Here is an 18,994-nt window from a genome sequence, read left to right as displayed (position 1 = left end):
GCTTCGACATCGCGCGAGTCTGGGACCGCACGAGATTCAGGTCACACGCAAGGAGAGGCCATGACCGTTCGCGACCTACTGTTCGCGGTAGCAGACCTGTGGATGATTGCCGTCGGGCTGATCTACGGGGTCAAGTTCATTCGGAACCATCAGAACTATCTGATCGGGCTCGAGTGGATCATCATGGGGGTGTCCGGGACGAATTTCCTCGTCTACGGCATGGTCAAGGCGGGCCACGATTCGCCGATGTTCCACATCGCCTACTTTCTGGACGCGTTCTCGCGGTCCATCGGCTTCACCGTGATCCTGGTATTGGGACTGTTGGCGGTCACTCACCGGTACACGCCGTCGATCGCCGTCGAGGTCGGTGCGTTCGCCGTCGGCGCTGTTCTCGGTGTGATGCTGTCCGAGTTCGCGGAGGAGATCGGGACCCCGGGGAAGGTGTTCTTCCTCGTGGCCGCGCTGGCGACCTCGCTGTTTCTGTGCTACTTCGCGTGGCGACTCTGGGCTGTCGGCGAGCGCATTCACGCGGTGTCGATGGGCGTTGCGACCGCGCTCAACATGGTCATAGCGTGCATCTACGATTTCTGGCCCATCCCCGGCGACGACGCGAACCACACCATCTTCTACACCCTGGCGCTGTTCACCTGGGGGCTGGCGATGCTCGTCATCTACAAGGCTTACGCAGCCTTCGACGCCCACAACCGGCGGGTCGACGTCGGTCCGAACGGCATCGCAGCTCCCGCCACGACCCATGGAGCCGAATTCGCATGACGACCACCTCGAACACGGTGTACAGCACCTTCACCGGGTGGATCGATCCGCCCACCGATGTTCGTCCGCCGTTGACCGAGGACCTCACCTGCCGGGTCGCGGTCATCGGAGGCGGCTTGGCGGGTATGTCGACGGCGCTGCGACTGGCCGAGCGCGGAGTCGACACCGTTCTGTTGGAGGCGGAATTCTGCGGGTACGGTTCGGCCTCGCGCAACGCCGGCCAACTGGCGAGCGCACCGGGCGGCGACATCCAGTTGCTGAACCTGTTCTTCCGTAAGCGGATGCCTGCGATCATCCGTCTCACCGAGAACGCGGCGCACCACGTCGAGGACCTGATCGAGACGCTCGGCATCGACTGCGACTACGAGCCCACCGGCAACGTCTTCACAGCGGTCTCGCGCGGCCAGATGGGGCGCGTACGCCGCGTGGCCAAGATTTTGCGCGGTGCGGGTGCCCACGTCGAAGAGGGTTCGAGTCGGGAACTGGGCGTCCCGCACGGGTTCGTCAACGGATTGCGCGAGGTGCACGGCGGAATCATGAACCCCGGCAAGTTTACTCGCGGACTGCGCGGCGCCGTGCTCTCCTCGTCTGCGCGGGTCTTCGAACAGTCGAAGGTCGCCGACATCGCGCGCGACGGTGCCGGGGTCGTCGTCTCGACTCCGCGTGGTGTGGTCCGTGCGCAGAAGGTGGTGCTCGCGACGAACGCCTTCGCCGGTGAGTGGGACATCGCGCCCAAGCGTCTCTCGTCGCCGATGTGGGTGGTCGAGGTGGAGACCGAGCCGATCGACCCCGAGCGGTTGGCGGCCCTGGGATGGACCAGCCGCTCCGGGCTGGTGACCCAACACAACATCATGGAGAACTACCGCCTGACCTCACGGAACACCATCGTGTGCGGGGTCCGGCGAATCGAGCGGGGCAAGAGCTACCCGCTACCCGAGAAGAGCCCCGACCCGGCGTTGGTCGCCGAACTCGCGGACGCTTTCGCAAGACGCTTCCCGACCCTGGCCGATGTGGCGGTGGACCGCGCCTGGGGAGGATGGATCGCGATCACGTCGACCTGGCTGCCGATCGCGGGGAAGATCGGCGACGACGTCTTCTACTCGGTCGCCTGCAACGGCCACGGGCTCGCCCAGGCTCCCTACCTCGGGTCCCTCATCGCGGACCTGATCGTGACCGGCACGCCGGCCGACGATCTCCGCACCGTCTGGATCGAGGAGCCGAAGTTCGCTCGCCCGATGATGATGGGCCGATTCGGATTACGAACGGTCTGGGCCGTCGACCGCGTCAACGACCTGATCAACGGAAGTCGACGGAACGCCCGAAAGGGTTTCACCGCGGCGCAATTCCGTCGACTGCCTTCTCGACCGTCCTGACCGAGCTGGATAAGTGGTGCATCGTGTGGCGCTACAGTGCGACAGTGGACTCACTGTGGCCGCGACCGAGCCGACGCATCGCTGAGCTGATGCGCGACATCGCCGAGCGCCTGCTGGCCTCGACGAGCGCGGCGGTCGACGCGGTGCTGGCCGCTGCCCACCAGGGTGCCGAGTACCGCGCGCCGGTGGAAGACCCGCAGCTCGCGGCGGCCGACCGTCATATGAGCAAGGCCTATTTCAGGCACTGGCTGTCGGCCATCCTGCACGAGCCTGGGACGCGAGTCGCGCCGTGCCTGGACCCGGAGGTCCTGCAGTTCGCCCGCGACCTGGTGCGACGCGGCCTGGACATGCACGACCTCGGCTCGTGGCGCGGTGCCCAGCACGCCGGGTGGGACCTGTGGGTCGACGCCTGTTTCGAGGCGACCGTCGACGTCGTGGAGCTGCGCGAGCTGATGAAGGTGTCCGAGCGGTCGCTGGTGACCTTCATCGACGATTCGATCGCTGCGCTCGACGAGTACGTCGTTCAGGAACGCGCTGACCTCGCGCGGGGCGCCAACGCCGAGCGGCACTCCACCGTCCAGCTCTTGCTCGAAGGTGCCCCGATCGGCCGGGCGCTGGCCGAATCGCGTCTCGGGTACGCACTGACGGGCGGCCACGTCGCCGCGATCATCTGGAGCGACTTCGCCAACGAGGCCACGGGTCTCGACGCGGTTGCCGAGGCGGTGATGAAGTTATGCGCGGCCCCGCGCCGGTTGACGCTGACCGCGAGCGCGACCGCGCTGTGGGTGTGGATGCCGGCGGACACGGTCCCGCCTGCCGAGACCGCGGAGGACGTCCTGTCGGCCTACCCGGGGATCCGTGTCGCGTTCGGGCGTTGCGGCCGGGATCTCGACGGATTTCGCCGTAGCCACATGGACGCCGCCACCGCGCAGCGATTACTGACGCGGATGGGCTCGGCACACCCCGTCGTCCGGTACGAGGACGTCGCGTTGGTGTCGGTGCTCACCGCCGACATGGCGCAAGCCGATCAGTTCGTCACCGACACCCTGGGTGACCTCGCGACCGCCGACCCGGTGCTGCGGCAGACGGTGCTGACCTACGTCCGGGAACGATTCAACGGCTCCGCCGCCGCGGAGCGGATGTTCACCCACCGCAACACGATCGAGCGACGGCTCGCCCGTGCCGATCAGCTGCTGCCCGTGCCGCTCGCCGACAACGCCGCCAGTGTGGTCGCCGCGCTCATGCTCGTGCAGTTGCGCGACTGACGGACGGCGTTCTGTCTTCTCCCTCTTCGGTGGGGGATGCCTCGACAGCACGTCGTCCGCCAACGGCATCCCCCGTTCCCCACCTAGGGGTGGGAACCGAATACGCCAGAAAGGGGCCGCGGGTTGCTGTAGGCCCTGGTCAGGCGTCGTTGTCGGCGAGTGCCCGGTAGAGCGAGGCGACCGAGGGATGCCGGCCAGCGTTCTTGCCGGTCTTGATGGTCAGGTTCTTCACGATGTCGGGCATCGGGGTGCCCTTCTCGCGTAGCGCGCGGGCGAGGAGCAGGTCGTCATCGTCGATCACCTTCGGCCGGCCGCCGTGGTTGCCGCGGGCGGCGGCGGCCTGCTGGCCTTCGAGGGTCTTCTCGCGGATGTAGTCGCGGTCAAGCTGGGCGGCGACGGCGAGCACGGCGAAGAGCATTGATCCCATGCCGCGCGGGTCGTAGATCCCGGTCAGCGGCCCGGTCAGCAGCTCCAGTTGCACTCCGCCGCTCTGCAGCTGGGCGGACAGGGTCATCAGCTCGGCGGCGTTGCGGGCGAGGCGTTTGAGCTCGTGCACGGTCAGGACCACCGGCTGGTCCGGCGCGGCTGTCTTGATCTCGTGGGCGAGGGAGAGTGCCTTCTCCAGCTCGGGGCGGATCTTGATGCGGGTGCTGATCTTCTCGGAGAACACTCGCGTGCAGTGCGCGGCCGCGAGCGCGTCGAGCTGGCTCTGCAGCTCCTGCTGGGCCGTACTGCAACGGGCGTACCCGATTCGGATCGGCGCCCCGGTCGTCTCCGGCGTCGCCGATCCGACCTGCGGTCGCTGTGTCCACTTCTTGCCGGGGCCACGGTCGCCCGGGACAGCGACGGTGAGCTCGTCGCGCAGCGACGGCACGAGGATGAACCGGGCCGTGTGGTACTTCGCGGCGGTCTTCCCGGCCCGTGTCCGGCACGGGTTTCCCGCCGGCGCCTCGCACTTGGGGCAGGGATGGCGTTCGACCGCGGCCGCGGCCTGTTCCGGGGTCAGGTCCATTCCCGATTCTCTCAGAACTCCCTCTCACAACACCGAGGTTGTGAGAGGGATTGTGCGAAGCTCGACCTGCACGAACGCGGCACGGTTCGGGTCGTTCGCAGAACTGTCACATCCGGTCATTTATGAGAGACACACGGCAGGTCCGCGACATGCAACCCCCAGTTGCCGAGTGTGGCACAGTCCGTCATCGGAATTCAGCCGGGCTAGCGACCGAGAATACGCACGCATACCGCATCGCGATGACGTAATACGCTGAATAACAGGATATCTCCCCGTTTCGGCGACACGCCGAGCCGCTATTGGTTCCCCTGCGGCAGCCATCCTGCGAACCTGCAGGTCACCGCTGGCGCTCGATCGCCGTGCCGAATTTGGGGCTTCTGGGGCTGATGTTTCCTGTGAGATTTCTGAGCGACATGGTTTACGTTGCGAAGGAGCGTCGGGCCCGCCGCTGACCGAAGTCCCCTCACAGAGACAGGTGTCAGATGGCTAACGCAACACAGAGTGTGGTTTCGCCACGCCCTAAACGTGGTTCACCGCTGAAATCCCTGATCGTCGCATCGTTAGCGGTGGGGATGATCGCGTCAGGCGGAGGGGCAGCGACGGCTCAACCAACGACTTCGCCCACACCGAGCACGAGCACCCCTGCGCCGGCGCCGGAACCAGCGGCGCCCGGGTCCTCGACAAGCACAACCACGCCGCCATCGGCGTCGTCGTCGACCACACAGGCCACGGCGCCGTCCTCGTCGGAACTCGAACGCAGTGCCGCACCAAGTGAGGCTCCCTCACCGAGCGCACAGGCGGAGAGCAGTACGCCGACGACGACACCACCGGAGTCTGCTCCGAGTACTACCTCCGCCGCACCGGCGGCCGGGAAGAAGATTCCCTACACGGGCAAACCGACTGAGAATCCCAACGAGACCCTGGTCCCGGGCAAGATGCGCTCGGACCGCGAAGAACTGCCGGAGGGTTGGACCAAAGAGCAGGCCGACAAAGCCGAGATGAAGGAAGCCAGGCTGCAGAAGGAGGCCCGGACCGGCCTGCAGGCGCGAGTCGCCCCGGGATGCCAGCTGTATTGGCCCTCTGAGTTCGAAGTCTGCGGCGCAATCCGCGACAAGTACAACTCCCTCGGCGCACAGTTCAGCTTCCTGCTCCTGCCCACGACCCCTGAGCTCATCAATCCGGACGGATTTGGCCGTCGCAGCCACTTTCAGAATGGACCCATCTACTGGTCCGCCGCCACCGGCGCGCACCCGGTCGTCAACGTCTTCCACCAGAAGTGGGGCGAGAAGGGATGGGAAGGCGGTTTCCTTGGCTACCCCAAGACCGACGAAGTCGTTCTCAACGGAGGCCGACTCCAGGACTTCACGGGCGCGACAATCTACTGGAGTCCCCTCACCGGCGCACACCCGGTCGGCGGAGCGATCCGCGACAAATGGGCCCAAACCGGTTGGGAAGGCGGAACCCTCGGATACCCCACCACCGATGAAAACGTCCTCCCCGGCGGTCAGGGCCGCATGAATGGGTTCCAACGGGGTGTCATCTATTGGTCTCCCAACACGGGGGCATGGGTTGTTCAGGGGAGGATTCTCGACATCTGGGCCGAAGCAGGCTACGAGACAAGTATCTACGGGTATCCGACAGGCGACCAAACTGCCGGGTCCTTGCCTGGATCAGCGAAACAGGCCTTCCAGAACAAGTACACAATATCCGACTACGGTTTGAAGAAGTTTGCGGACGATCCCCAAGGTAACGGTGAATATGTGTACGCAAATGGTTTGAAGGAAAAGGAATACACAGATTCAGTCGCTGACAACGGGATTCTTTGGACCAATGTGATTTATCCCGGTGACCTGCCTGCAGCGGACCCGTCACTCCCCGATCGTACCGACCATCCAATGGATTGGAAATACAACATCGCAGCTTCTGTGCAGTCTGTAATTGGCAACGCTGCAGTGGACTGCAGAGCAAACCGCTATTTCCGAGCCACTGGGCAGAAGGACAACACGCCACCCGGGTATAACTACGACGACCGGAACAAACCGGCGAATTACTCGTTCCATTCGCGCACAACGGGGCATCAGCTGGGGACCAGCTACATCCTCCAGATGAGGTGCACCTGGACCAGGGATGTCAGCCCGCAGGTCCGAGAGCGTGGGGAGACTGGATTCGAACTGAGATATAAGATCTACGACTTCAATCAACAGCCGTAGGGTTCCGCTGAATTGGTGAGGCCCCGGCTTGGCCGGGGCCTCACCAAGATGCAGCGCCTTCCGCAGGGAGGTGTATCAGGACGGACGTTATCCGGGGCAGAGATTCCCCATCAGGGCCACCGTATTTCCTTTTTTGTCGACCCAGCAAGCGGCGCCACGAACGATCCTGGAATAGAGGAGGCCAGTCTCATCATTCCAGGGCCATGCACATGCAAAATTAGTTCCAACTCGTGTTTGAACTACTTCTCCAAAAGCCTGAGTTGCCTCCGAGACGGATGCATCAGATTGAACTGCCACAGACTCGACTGTTCCAGTTCCCGATTTTCCATTTCGAAACTGTTGGAAGCCAGCACTCACATTTTCGTACTCGTCAATTTCTAAGATGAAGTGCAGATCAGAAACCTGCACAGTGCTACTGAATTGCCAGCAAGCTAGGTCGCGTGTGACAGACTTCATCGCAGATACCCAGGGGCTCGGTATGTCAGCAAACTCTCGCCCGCCTCGCAGGTCATCTGTAGGTATCACCCACTTCGTCATTGTCGACTCACCTTCTTGATCCTTAATCCCGCACTAGATTCCATCCGAGGCGGGAAAATGTATATCCGACAACGCCCCCCATTAGCGTATAAGCAAGAATGATTATCGCTACAAATGTGGGCAAATTTAGACCGGCAACGGTTACATGAACTTCTGTCCATGTCGAAAAGGCTCCAGAGGTACCACTCCGGTCACCGACGCCCTGTGGCCACAGCAATAACACCACGCCCGCCGCGAACAATCCAGCAATAAGTCCGACTGCACCAGTCAAAGCGACCATTTTGCGCATACAGCATTGTAACCCCGTATTTGCGTGGGCGATTCTTGTTCCGCCTGAAGTCTCGACCGAAGTGGCTGACGCAGCGTTTGTGAGACACCGACCGCGTGCTGCAAGGGCGCTGCTTGGCCGCGGCCGGGGGCCTGAACTGCGTCGCGTCGAGGACTATCGACGTCGCTGTATCGATGCTTAGCCCGGGATACGAGATTGTGAACGTCATGATCCCATCGGGGAGCGCGTGAACCGTGTGAAGTCCAGCCTGATCGAGGATGCACGGTCAATCCCGATCTCCCGGTACGAGATCGTAAGGACGGCCTCGCTGGAGCGTTCTGGCGTAGGGCTCAGAGAGTAGGTTGCGCCGGTTTCGGATTGGCGGCTGTTGTCTTTTCGCCCCTGTGGGTCCACAGCAGGCCTCGGCGCCTGACTCCAGCGCTCCGACCCTGTCCTAGGCTGTATCGAGATGCCCACGTCCCTGGCGACATCGTCGCTCGAAACCAAGCTTCGGGGAGTACCGGGCCGAGTCGGGAGCTCACGCGCGTGATCCGAACAGCACTCGCGGTTCCAGGTCCAGCCGGGTGACCGGCGCTTGTTCGGGTGGGGACAGATTGAGCACGAGGTCGCCCATGCGGCGGATGGTGTGCTGGATGTACGGGGTGATGGTAGCCAGATCGTCGGTGTCGACGGGATAGCCCTCGGCGGCCAGGCCGTTGGCGACGTCGGTGATGTCCAGCGCGGTCGAGTAGATCGCACAGTTGGCCAGCAGTTCATTGAACTTGACCACCCGTTCCTGGTGGTCGGGGTCGTTGTGGCCGATGAGCCTGCCGCCGATCATCAGCCATTCCGCGTAGCCGTGGAACGCCTCAGCCTTGTTGGTGACCGCCGTGATCTGCTCCCGCAGCCCGGGTTCGGAGAGGTACCGCAGCAATGTCACAGTCCGGATGACGCGGCCCAGTTCGCGGAACGCCCGGTACAGGCGGTTCTTGTGCGAGTGGTTCCCGAGGCGCCGCAGCAGCGTCACCGAGGACACCCGGCCCTCGCGGATCGAGATCGCGGTGCGCAGCAGGTCGGTCCAGTGCCGCTCGATCAGGCCCCAGTCGATCGCGTTGTCACCGAACGGCTGTCGATGTGGGAGTACCGGGTGGCCGGGTCGGAGCGGTAGAAGTTCAGGTCGTGCCAGTTGCGGATCCGCGGCAGCAGCTCGAACCCGAGCAGCGCGGCGAGCCCGAACACCGGCAGCGACTGCCCCTGGGTGTCGGCGTGGATGGTGTCCGGTTGGACGTCGGACTCGTTGCGCAGCAAACCATCGACGATGTAGACGGCTTCCCACGCCCCGCACGGCACGAAATGGGAGAACAGCGCGATGTAGGAGTCGGACACGAACCGCATCGCCAAACCCCCGTAGCCGCCGTAGCGGATGTGGGACTCGGCGAGCAGGTTGTTCTCCCAGGTATCGATCTGCGAGCCGTCGACGGCGACGATCCGCCCGTCGCCCCACATCCCGGCCACGTCCAGGGTGGTGAACGCATTGATCACGTCCGCCGAGCACCGGTGTACCTTGTCAGCGGTGGAGTGCTTGTTGCCCGCGGTGTAGAGCTCGTGGGCGGACACCTGGCCGCGCATGTGCCGGGCCACCTCGGTCGCGCCGAGGTTCGCGCCATAGGCGTAGGCGGTGAGCACGTACCGGCCCAGCACGTCGCCGCGGATCTTCGGGTCCGACCCGGACGCCGGTCCCAGGTGCCGCGGCCACCCGGTCAAATAGGCGGCGCGGGTGAGGATGTCGAGCAGGCTGCGCTCGGGCAGCCGCTGGTGCACCGCCTGCTCCAGTGCCAGCGCGGACGGGCGCCGGTCGACTCCCTTGCGGCGCTTGAGCATCGGCTTGCCGTCCTCGAGGAGCAGATCGGTGTTGGTCGGGTAGCCCGCGTCGACCGCGGCCGCGGTGCCGGCGAGCTGGTGGCGGTAGAACTCGACCAGCGCCGGGGCCTCGGCCGGGATGCCGGCCTGCTCGCAGAACTGCGTCGCCAGCGGTGCGCATTCGTCCCAGCTCATCAGCTGCGCGCCCAGGTCGGCGTAGGAATCCGACCCGACCACGGCGACATCGCCCGACCGCAACTCGGCGGCCAGGTGGGAGAACACGCACACCTCCAGGTGCCGCCGCGACAGCATCCCCGGCCGGTTCTTCCCGTCTCGCAGCACCTTGCGCCACATCACGCTCGCGAACGCGTCGACGTCCACCGTGACCGTGTGCTGCTGCCCGTCGCGGATGTGGGTGGTCGTCTCCTCGATCCAGTCACCGCGCCGGTGCCGGTTAGCGCGGATGAACTCCACCGCGTCCAGCACGCTGTGGTCCGCTGTCGTGGGCACCATGTCCAGGGCGTCGACCAGGGTGAACAGCGCGGGACGGTGCGAGCGGTAAAAGCCTTCCAGCAGCGGCAGGTAGTTGTCGCCGTGATATGCCGACACCGCCTCCTGCGCCGCGGACAGCTGCTCCAGCCCACCGGCGGATTCGAGTGTCTTGAGCAGCAGCCGCCCGGCCCGCTCGGCGACGTCGACCTCCGCGCCGGCGGCGGCTGCTGCGGGCGGCGGGCTGTCGCCGGGGTTCGGCTCGGGTGGGGTGGTCGCCTCGCGGGCGCCGGCCAGCACGTCGCCGAGCACGCCGATCAGCCGCTCCGTCTCGGAGCGGTGCGCCTCGCGCAGCTCCTCGAGGCGGTCGCGGCCCTTCTTGTGCAGGGCGGCCATGCGCTTGCAGAACATGGTCACCACCTCGTCGCGCGCCTCCACCCGCTGCTGATGCACCAGGGCGCCCAGCAACGTCACCCGCTTGGCCTCGCCGGTCTTGCGCATGTCATCGACGCCTGCGAGGCGCGCCTCACTGGCGAAGTGGGCGACCTTGCCCGGCGGAACGCCGTCGAGCCACGCCTCGGTCGGTCCGATCGCGTCCAGGGCCTGCACATGCGCCAGGCGCGCCTTGAACTTGCCCAGCGTCGCCGCCCGCGCCGGGGTCTTGATCCGGTCGAATTCGCTGCGCCGCGTCGCCGGGTCCACCACCAGCAGCCGGTCCAGCCGAGCCCGCTCGGCCCACGCCGGCCGCCCCGACACCAGGGCGAAGAACTCGCCGTTGACCTCCGCGCGGATCGTCGCGGCCATCGCATCCAGCGTGGTGTACCCCGGTAGTTCGCAGCGGGCCCGGACCAGTTCCTCGAGCGCCACGTTGATCAGATCGGCCGGGTTGTCCTTGGTCGCCGCCGCTACCCGGATCGCCTGTTCGGCGACCGCCCGCACCTTCGCCGCCTCGTACCTCACGCCCAGGTACTCCCGGACGAACTGACGGTGCCGTTTCGCGGTGCGGTCCGCGTCCGTCTCCGGGCTCACACCGCCGGGCAGGTCCAGCACGCCGCGCACGGTGTCGACGACCACGGCCGGGATGTCATCGAGCTTCGGGAAGTACCCGAGCCGCTGATATGCCTTCAGCCGCACCGCCAGGGCAAGCAGGTGAGGATCGCTCTGCGTCTTCTCGCGTGCCCACGCGACCTCGTCAGGAGTCGGCGCGAACGCCTCTGCCAGCTCCTGCGCGGACACCACCCGCTTGAACCGCGGGTAAGCGGTCCGATCGATCGACGCCACCCCGACACCCCAGCAAGATCACCATCCGGACCGCAAAACCTTATCCACACCCGAAACAGCCACAGCAGACCGCACCCGACCAGGACCTCCACCGGGCCGCGGCCCCTTTCCGGCGTATTCGGTTCCCACCCGACCTACATCGGCAGATCCGGCGAGTCGACGCCGACGACCCGATCTCCGCAGAACACCCGCACCGATTCCGCCGGACCGTGCCCGCCGATGCCGGACGGGCCCCAGAAACTCTGGGCGGAGTCGTCGCCGAGATCGGCGAGCTTCGCGCCGTTGACCCGCACCTCGCCGGACATGACCCGGGCACCGATCGCAATCGCGCGGTCGGTGTCGGTGCCGAACACATACGCGTCCAGGCCGGACGGGTGGGCGTTGGCGGCGTGCAGCGCGTCCTCGTCGGAATCCACGCCGTGCAAGGAGACGACCGGCCCGAACAGCTCGGCCGTCGTGCGGTCCGGGTCGGACCCGGTGGCTACCGTCGGCGACAGGAAGAAGCCCGTCAGGCCCGGCAGGTCCCCGGTCTGATCGATCTCGGCGCCGAGCCCGCGCAGGCCCTCGATCCGCTCGATCAGGGTCCGGAAGTGCGGCTCGTTGGAGATCGGGCCGATGTCGGATTCCTCGTCGAGCGAGTGACCGATCCGTAGCCGCGCGATGCGTTCACCGAGGGCCTCGCGTAGCGGCTGCACCAGCCGGTGCGGTGCCAGGACCTTGCCCGGCCCCTCGCACCATTGGCCGTTGAGGGTTGTCATGCCGGCGAGGATCCCGTCGGCGGTCACGTCGAGGTCGGCGTCATCGAGCACGAGCACGGGGTTGTTGCCGCCGAGCTCGAGCTGCAGAACCTTGAAGTCCTCGGCCGCGTCGCGGGCGATGGCCCGCCCGGCGCCCGGGCCGCCGGTGAAGGACACCACCTTGACCCGGCGGTCGCCTGTGAGTGCGGCGCCGATGTCGCCCGTGCCGTGGACGAGTTGCAGTGCACCGTCGGGTAGGCCGGCGTCGACGAAGCACTCGACGATCAGCTGTGCGCTGGCGGGGGCGTGCTCGGACGGCTTGAGCAGCACCGGGCATCCCGATGCCACCGCGCTGGCTACCTTTGCCGCCGGGATGAAGCTGGGGCCGTTCCACGGCGTGAGGATCGCGGCGGGCCCCCACGGGATGCGGTGCAGCCGGACGTCTCGCCCGCCCGCGGCGAGCGCGGTGACACGCGGGATCCTGCGGGCCTCGGCGGCGGCCCCGCGGATTCGGGCCGGGAGGAACGCGGCGAGTTTGCGGGTGGCGGTGATGGCTGTGCCGCTGGTGATCGCGTCGGTGCGGGCGATTTCCTCGAGCCGGTCCTCGACGTTCGCGGCGGCCCGTTCGAGCGCCTCGGCGCGTTCGAGCCGGAACTCGTCATCGGCCCAGTTGAGCGCTTCGTAGGCACGCTGGGCGTGCTGCAGGGCCCGCTCCAGGTCGGCGGGCGACGTGGTCACCATGCGGTGGACCGGTTCGCCCGTGTTTGGGTCGACGTTCCATCCGTCGAGCGTCTGGCAGGACACCCACTCCCCGGCGATGTAGCTCACCGGCTGCGCGAGGGACGTTGTCGGCGTCGCGGCGTTCATCGAGCCTCCTCCACGGTGGGGTTGGCGGAACAGATCGGCATGGCGACGACGATGCGGGTCACCTCGCCGGACTTCATCGCCTCGAACCCCTCGTTGATCTGGTCGAAGTCGATGACCTCGGTGACCATCTCGTCGAGCAGCAACCGGCCGTGCTGGTACAGCCGGGCGAACTGGGCGATGTCCTCGCGCGCTTGCCCCGACCCCATGTACGAGCCGATCAGATGTTTCTCGCTGAAGAAGAAGTCGGACGCGGGCAGGGTCAGCTCAGTGCCCGCTGCAGCGATGCCGACGAGGCAGGTCGTGCCCGTGGGGCGCACCACGTCGAGGGCCGCTGCCGCGGTGCGGGCGGATCCGACGGCCTCGAAGGAGTAGTCGACGCCGTCGCCCAGCAGGGCGACCACCGCGGCGGCGAGGTCGTCGGTGGCGCCGTTGAGGGTGTGGGTCGCGCCGTAGCCGCGGGCGGCGCGTAGCCGCTGCTCGTCGAGGTCGATCGCGACGATCGCGGATGCGCCCGCGAGCCGCGCGCCCTGGATGATGGCCGAGCCGACGCCACCGCAACCGATCACGGCCACCGTGGCCCCTGGCCGCACCCGCGCCCCGCGGAACACCGCGCCGACACCGGTGACGACACAGCACGACAGCAGGCAGCCGACCCGGGTGGACACGCCCTCGGGCAGCTTCACAGCCGCGTTCGCGCGCAACAGGATGTGCTCGGAGAACGCGCCCAGGTCGCCGAGCCGGGCGACCGGTGTCCCGTCGGGCAGGGTGTACGCGGGCCGCGGACGGCGCCGGATCTCGTCGAGCCGCTGGCACTGGGTCGAACGGCCGGCGTTGCAGTTCGCGCACTCGCCGCACGACGGGGTGAGCGCGCCGGTGACGTGGTCGCCCGGACGCAGGTCCGTGACGGCCGAGCCGACGGATTCGACGATGCCCGCCACCTCGTGCCCGACTACCACCGGCAGCTCGGTGGGGACGGTGCCGGTGATGTAGTGCAGGTCGCTGTGGCAGAGCCCGACGTGGGTGACGGCGATCCGCACTTCGTGCGGTTCGGGATCGTCGATGTGGATGTCGGTCAGGTGCAGCGGTTCGCCCAGCTTCGTGAGCACGGCCGCGCGGGTGGTGATCATCGGGTCTCCTCGGTGGAGCTGGTGGGTTTCTTGGCGCTCCAGAAGCCCTCGATCCCAGCGGTGAATGCGCCGCTGTGCCACGACGCGTCGGCGGCGGCGTCCTCCAGGACGAAGGCGCGTTCGATCTCTTCGGACGAGGGCCGCAGCAGCGCGAGGTGCAGGGCGGTGTTGTTGCCGCCCTCCGGCGTCCAGGAGTGGACGAGGTCGATCGCGTGGTCCAGCAGCTGGTCCGGCTCGACGATCTGGTCGAGCAGACCGATCCGCAGCGCCTCCTCGGCGCCGATTCGCTCGGAGCCCAGCACCATCCGCATCGCGTGATTGCGCACGATCCGGGTGAGGAGCACGCTCGACGCGTTGGAGATCGTGAGGCCGCGGGCGTTCTCCGGCTGGAAGAACGTGGTTTGTGGTGCGCCGAGGCGTGCGTCGCAGCACAGCGTGATCTCCGAAGCGCCGCCGACGGCGATCCCGTTGATCGCGGCGACGACGGGCACCTTGGTCTCGATCACCGCACGGGTGACGTCGTGGAAGGTCTCGAAGGTCTCGCGCATCTCGGCGAACGTGGTCGGTGGCGCGCTGAGGTCCTCGCCCGCGCTGAACGCGCGGCCCGTGCCCGTGATCACGATTCCCCGGGCGCGCTCGCCGGTGCCGTACTCGCGGATGAGCGCGGCGAGGCGCAGGCGCATCTCGACGGTCAGCGCGTTGAGCTTCGACGGCCGTCGCAGGGTGATCACGGCGATTTCGCGGATCACCTCGACGAGCACGTGCTCGGCCGCCATGTCCGACGGCGATGTGTCGGTCGATGCGGAGGCACCCGAGGTGGTCCGGTCGCGCAGATCGAAGGTAGTGCCGGGAGCTTCGGCCGCCCGAGCCTTCAGCGCGGGCTTCGACACCCGCTCCGACGGTGTTCGGGGGAAGTCCGCGACGAATTCGACATACCGCGGCACTTTGAACCGCGCGAGCCGCTCGGCAACCCGGCCGATGATCGCCTCGGCCGTCGCCCGGTCGCCGGTGCAGCCCGCCGCGAGTTGGACGAAGGCCTTGACCTCTTCTCCGAGCACCTCGTCGGGCTCGGCCACGACCGCGGCCGCGACGACGCGATCATCGGTTTCGAGTACTGCCTCCACCTCGGCGCTGGCCACGTTCTCGCCGCCGCGCCGCACCATGTCTTTGATGCGGCCGACCAGGCGGACCTCGCCCCGGTCGTCGGCGACCGCGAGGTCGCCGGTGTGCAACCATCCGTCCCGGAGCGTCCGCGCGGTCTCCTCGGGCCGGTTCCAGTAGCCGAGCATCATCGGCGTGCCGGACACGGTCAGCTCGCCCGGGGTCCCTGCGGGGACCTCGGCGCCGTCGGCGTCCACGATCCTGGCCCGCTTGGTCGGCACGGGCCGTCCGATGCTGCCGCTGCCGACGGTCGCGGCGTCGTCGAGTGGGCTGATCAGGTCGATTCCGCTCTCGGTCATGCCGTAGAGCTCTCGCCACGGTGCACCCCAGCGGTCCTCGAGCTGGGTGTGCAGCGCCGCGGGGATCGCGGAGCAGAACACCGCGCGCAGGTGGTTGTCCCGGTCGTCGGCGGCGGGCGGCTGCTTGAACAGCAGCGTGGGCATCGATCCGAGGACGTAGCAGAAGGTCACCCGGTGGCGCCGCACGTCGGCCATGAACCCCGACGCGGAGAACCGCGGCAGCACCACCAGCGGTGCGCCCGCAGTCAGGGCGAGCACCGTGTTCCACTGCGGGTCCATGTACGAGAAGGGCTGCGCCGTGAGCAGCACGTCGTCGCCGCCGAGGCCGGCCGCCCCGGCGCAGCCCCACGCGATGCGGGTCCAGTAGTCGTGGGTCAGCATGCACGCTTTCGGAAATCCCGTTGTGCCCGAGGTGTATTGCAGGTTGGCCAGTGTGTCCGGGGTGATCGCGACATCGGGGGCGGTGGCCGGGAAACTGGCGTCGGCTGCGTCGGCCACGTCGAGGATGCGGATGCCCGCGAGGGCGTCGTCGCCGGAGACCACCTCACGCACCAGCGGGAGGTGCTCGGCGTCGGTGACGATCACCCGCGCGCCGGAGTCGCGCAGCACGAACGCCAGATCGGCCGCGCGGTAGGCCGAATTGACGGGCACGGCGACGGCGCCGGCCTTGAGCACCGCGAACCAGGTGAGCGGCCACTGCGCGACATTCGGCAGCATGATCGCGACGCGGTCGCCCGGGGCCACGCCGTTGGCCTCGATCAGGCGGTGTGCCAGCCGCGACGACGATGCGTCGGCCTGCGCGTGGGTCCACGAAGCGTCGCCGAAGCGCAGCAGCTCGGCGCCGGGGGTGCGGGCGGCGCCGTCTGCCAGCAGGCCGGTGACCGTGCGCACCCGGGGCGTTGCCCCCATCTGGTCGTGGGTGACGGCGGGGCGCCGCGGTGTTTCGTCCCAGATCGTTGTCGCGGTTGTTGCGTCAGTGGACATACTCGATCTCCTGTCGTTTTCTCGATTCATCGACGATCCAGGCCATGGCCGGGTCGTCGCGTTCCATCCACTCGGGGTGCCACTGCACACCGAGGATCGGCGCGCCGGGCACCTCCACGGCCTCGACGACCCCGTCGGGCGTGCGGCCCGTGACGACAAGGCCCACGCCGCACCGGTCGACGGCCTGGTGGTGCCACGAGTTGGTGACGGCGCTGTCGCCGAAGATCCGCGCGGCCGTCGAGCCGGGTTCGAAGCTCACGCGGTGCTCGGCGTCGCCGTCGGTGGGCGCGGCCAGCGCCGACAAGTGCGGCACCGGGCCGGGCGGCAGGTCCGCGACGAGTGTTCCGCCCAGTGCAACGTTGAGCAGCTGCATCCCGCGGCACACCGCGAGCACGGGCAGGCCGCGGTCGATGGCGGCGCGGGCCAGGGCGAACTCGTAGTCGTCGCGTTCGGGGTCGTGCGCCTGGGGATCGAGCCGTGGGTCGACGCCGCGGACCACGGAGGTGTCGCCGCCCCACCGGGCCGGGTGCACGTCCTGCCCGCCGGTGATCACCACGCCGGACAACCACGCGCAGGTGTCCAGCGGATCGGCGTCGTACGGCAGGTGCACGGGCACGCCGCCCGCCTTCGCGACGCGAGTGGCGAAGGCGGACATGAACGAATCCATGCACGCCGCGCCGTAGCGGGCGTCCGCCCCGGCGATCAGGCTCAGCCGGAACCGGCGGCCGGTGATCCCGACCAGTGGCTTGCCGCTCACGGGAACTCGAAGTAGCGACGGGACTCCCACGCGGAGAGTTCGGCGTACGGGTCGCCGCCCTTGGTGTGGAACTCCATCCATTCCCACCGACGCGAGGCAACCCAGAAGTCGACGAACTCCTCGCCCAGGTACTCGCGTAACACCTCGTCGGCGTCCAGCGCCGCGATGGCCTTGGTGATCGAGTCCGGGATCCGTTCGACCCCGGTGTCGTCGGGCAGGCACCACGCCATGTCGTCGACCTGTGGCGGGGCCTGCATCCGCCGTTCGATACCGGCGACGACCCCGGCCAGCACCCCGGCCAGGGCGTAGTACGGGTTGACGTCCGAGCCGGGCAGCCGGTATTCGAGCCGCGAGTACTTGGGGTGCCCGACGATGGCTCGTACCGCCGCGGTCTTGTTGTTGACGCCCCAGGAGATGGTCGTCGGTGGGCCGCTGATGTCGACGAGGCGCCGGTACGAGGTGATCTGTGGCAGCGCAAGCAGGGTGTTTCCCGCCATCGTGGCCAGCAGCCCGCCGACGGCCTGCAGCATCACCTCGGACGGTCCGTCGGGGGCGAAGAACTGGTTCTCGCCGTCTCGGTGCAGCGAGAGGTTGATGTGGGCGCCTTGACCGAACCCGGCGGTCGGCTTGGCCATGAACGTCACCGTCCGGTCCTGTTCGAACGCGACTTCCCGCAACACCTGTTTGGTGCGCACCCAGGAGTCGCCGAGCGCCACCGGATCGGTGGGCGCGAGGTTCAGTTCGGTCTGACCCGGAGCGGCCTCGTCGGTCCACGCCTCCCAGGTGATGCCGAGCTCGTCGAGCCGGTCGGTGACGGCGTCCATGTAGTCGACCCAGTCCTTCGACCTCGCCAGGTGGTAGGTGGCGCCGGTGTCGCCGCCGAGGGGGGTGAGTTCGCGGTAGCCGCGCGCCCGCGCCTGCTGGACGGACTCCTCGAACAGCGTCGTTTCGATCTCCACCGCGACCGTGGCGGTGTAGCCGAGCGTCCGCAGGCGCTCGACCAGCCGGCGCACCATGTTCCGCGGACAGATCGGCACCGGCCGCCCGTCCCGGAGCCAGTAGTCACCGATGACGGCGTCGAGGCCGGGCTTCCACCGCACCAGCGTGTCCATGTCGGGGATCATCGAGATGTCGTAGAGGTTGCCGCGCCAGTCCGGGAAGGCGTCGCCGAACACGAGCCCCTCGCCCAGGTCGATCGCGAACAGGATGTCGGCGAAGGCGAAGCCCGACTCCTTGCCGGACGCGAACTTCGCCGGCGTGACGGTCTTTCCCAGGAAGCTCCCGTCGTGACCGGTGGCCTCCAGGCGGATCGCCTTCGTGAGCTCAGACATCGAAACGAACCTTCCACGAGGCGGCCGTCATGACCGACACCTGCGAGAGCGTCCCTTGGACCCGCAGGCCGGAGTCCAGGGAGGTGAGGAGATAGTCGGCACCCGTGAACACCCCTGCGAGCGCGTCGGGCGTGCCGACCATTCGGTAGGTCGTCGGGCCCGACCCGAACCGGGCCTCCTGGGGGCCGTCCGGCCCCTGCGCGACCGCGACGAGGACGTCGGGGATTCCGCGGATGCCGCGGGTCACCTCCCAGAAGCGCTCGGCGCCCTCCTGCCACGAAGGCAGTGGGTGCTGCAGGGCGCGCAGTACCCCGTCGGCCAGTTCCGCGTCACCGTCGGGGTCCTCGGTGAGCGCGAAACGGGCCTCGAGATCGACGACCAGCGTCGCGTCGGCCGGCGCGAAGACGCCACCGGTCACGGTGACGGCGCCGTCGCACAGCGTGACGCCGGCGGCCTGCGGGGTGTTGTGCGAGCGGACGGCGACCGTCCCGATGCCGCGATCGAACACCTCGGGCAGATGGCCGAGCCGGACCGCGTCGCGCAGGGTCCGGCCGAGCAGCCGGACGATGGGAGTGGCGTCTTCGTCGATCTGGATCCGGGCAGGCGCGCGCTGCGCCGCCGGGCCCGGTGCGATCGTCGGGGTTTCGGTCATGGTCATACCT

Annotated in this window: 13 protein-coding genes; 4 read left to right on the top strand and 9 right to left on the bottom strand. The window is 67.7% G+C overall.

The window, feature by feature from the left end; translation table 11 throughout:
• Nucleotides 1–60: 60 nt before the first annotated feature.
• From CA951_RS17645 to CA951_RS17635, 3 genes are read left to right on the top strand one after another with little or no spacing between them, the layout of a single operon-like run.
• Nucleotides 61–774, top strand: a complete 714-nt coding sequence (locus CA951_RS17645) for a transporter (protein WP_087558063.1) — start codon at nucleotides 61–63, stop codon at nucleotides 772–774.
• On the top strand, nucleotides 771–2,147 hold the full coding sequence (locus CA951_RS17640; protein WP_087558062.1) for an FAD-binding oxidoreductase: 1,377 nt from the start codon (nucleotides 771–773) through the stop codon (nucleotides 2,145–2,147). Before CA951_RS17645 ends, CA951_RS17640 begins: the two co-directional genes overlap by 4 nt.
• A gap of 44 nt (nucleotides 2,148–2,191) precedes the next feature.
• Nucleotides 2,192–3,412, top strand: a complete 1,221-nt coding sequence (locus CA951_RS17635) for a helix-turn-helix domain-containing protein (RefSeq protein ID WP_256973895.1) — start codon at nucleotides 2,192–2,194, stop codon at nucleotides 3,410–3,412.
• Between the two features lie 139 nt (nucleotides 3,413–3,551).
• On the opposite strand, the gene CA951_RS17630 is transcribed toward CA951_RS17635, so the two are convergent.
• The gene (locus tag CA951_RS17630) at nucleotides 3,552–4,424 is read right to left on the bottom strand and encodes a recombinase family protein (RefSeq protein WP_087558061.1); all 873 of its coding nucleotides are present in this window, start codon (nucleotides 4,422–4,424) and stop codon (nucleotides 3,552–3,554) included.
• Nucleotides 4,425–4,906: 482 nt separating this feature from the next.
• On the opposite strand from CA951_RS17630, the gene CA951_RS17625 reads away from it, so the two are divergent.
• On the top strand, nucleotides 4,907–6,634 hold the full coding sequence (locus tag CA951_RS17625; protein ID WP_256973893.1) for a hypothetical protein: 1,728 nt from the start codon (nucleotides 4,907–4,909) through the stop codon (nucleotides 6,632–6,634).
• Between the two features lie 1,343 nt (nucleotides 6,635–7,977).
• On the opposite strand, the gene CA951_RS44300 is transcribed toward CA951_RS17625, so the two are convergent.
• The 8 genes from CA951_RS44300 to CA951_RS17590 all read right to left on the bottom strand — a co-directional run bounded on the left by CA951_RS44300 (nucleotide 7,978) and on the right by CA951_RS17590 (nucleotide 18,984).
• Entirely contained in the window at nucleotides 7,978–8,532 is a 555-nt protein-coding gene (locus CA951_RS44300; protein WP_256973907.1) for a transposase, read from the bottom strand.
• Nucleotides 8,532–11,069, bottom strand: a complete 2,538-nt coding sequence (locus CA951_RS17620; RefSeq protein ID WP_256973892.1) for a Tn3 family transposase — start codon at nucleotides 11,067–11,069, stop codon at nucleotides 8,532–8,534. The genes CA951_RS44300 and CA951_RS17620 overlap by 1 nt, the downstream gene beginning before the upstream one ends.
• A gap of 134 nt (nucleotides 11,070–11,203) precedes the next feature.
• Complete coding sequence (locus CA951_RS17615; RefSeq protein ID WP_087558060.1) at nucleotides 11,204–12,673, bottom strand: aldehyde dehydrogenase; 1,470 nt, start codon at nucleotides 12,671–12,673, stop codon at nucleotides 11,204–11,206.
• Nucleotides 12,670–13,800, bottom strand: a complete 1,131-nt coding sequence (locus tag CA951_RS17610) for a Zn-dependent alcohol dehydrogenase (protein WP_087558059.1) — start codon at nucleotides 13,798–13,800, stop codon at nucleotides 12,670–12,672. Before CA951_RS17610 ends, CA951_RS17615 begins: the two co-directional genes overlap by 4 nt.
• Nucleotides 13,797–16,169, bottom strand: a complete 2,373-nt coding sequence (locus tag CA951_RS17605) for an AMP-binding protein (protein ID WP_087558101.1) — start codon at nucleotides 16,167–16,169, stop codon at nucleotides 13,797–13,799. Before CA951_RS17605 ends, CA951_RS17610 begins: the two co-directional genes overlap by 4 nt.
• A gap of 64 nt (nucleotides 16,170–16,233) precedes the next feature.
• Nucleotides 16,234–17,001 (bottom strand): gamma-glutamyl-gamma-aminobutyrate hydrolase family protein, encoded by a 768-nt coding sequence (locus CA951_RS17600; protein WP_087558058.1) that lies wholly within the window; start codon nucleotides 16,999–17,001, stop codon nucleotides 16,234–16,236.
• The gene (locus CA951_RS17595; protein WP_087558057.1) at nucleotides 16,998–18,332 is read right to left on the bottom strand and encodes a glutamine synthetase family protein; all 1,335 of its coding nucleotides are present in this window, start codon (nucleotides 18,330–18,332) and stop codon (nucleotides 16,998–17,000) included. Before CA951_RS17595 ends, CA951_RS17600 begins: the two co-directional genes overlap by 4 nt.
• Entirely contained in the window at nucleotides 18,325–18,984 is a 660-nt protein-coding gene (locus CA951_RS17590) for a hypothetical protein (RefSeq protein ID WP_087558100.1), read from the bottom strand. The genes CA951_RS17595 and CA951_RS17590 overlap by 8 nt, the downstream gene beginning before the upstream one ends.
• Nucleotides 18,985–18,994: the final 10 nt, after the last annotated feature.

This window comes from Rhodococcus sp. NCIMB 12038, from assembly GCF_002165735.1.
Taxonomy (GTDB): Bacteria; Actinomycetota; Actinomycetes; order Mycobacteriales; family Mycobacteriaceae; genus Rhodococcus_F.
This window is presented reverse-complemented; position numbering and strand designations above follow the sequence as displayed.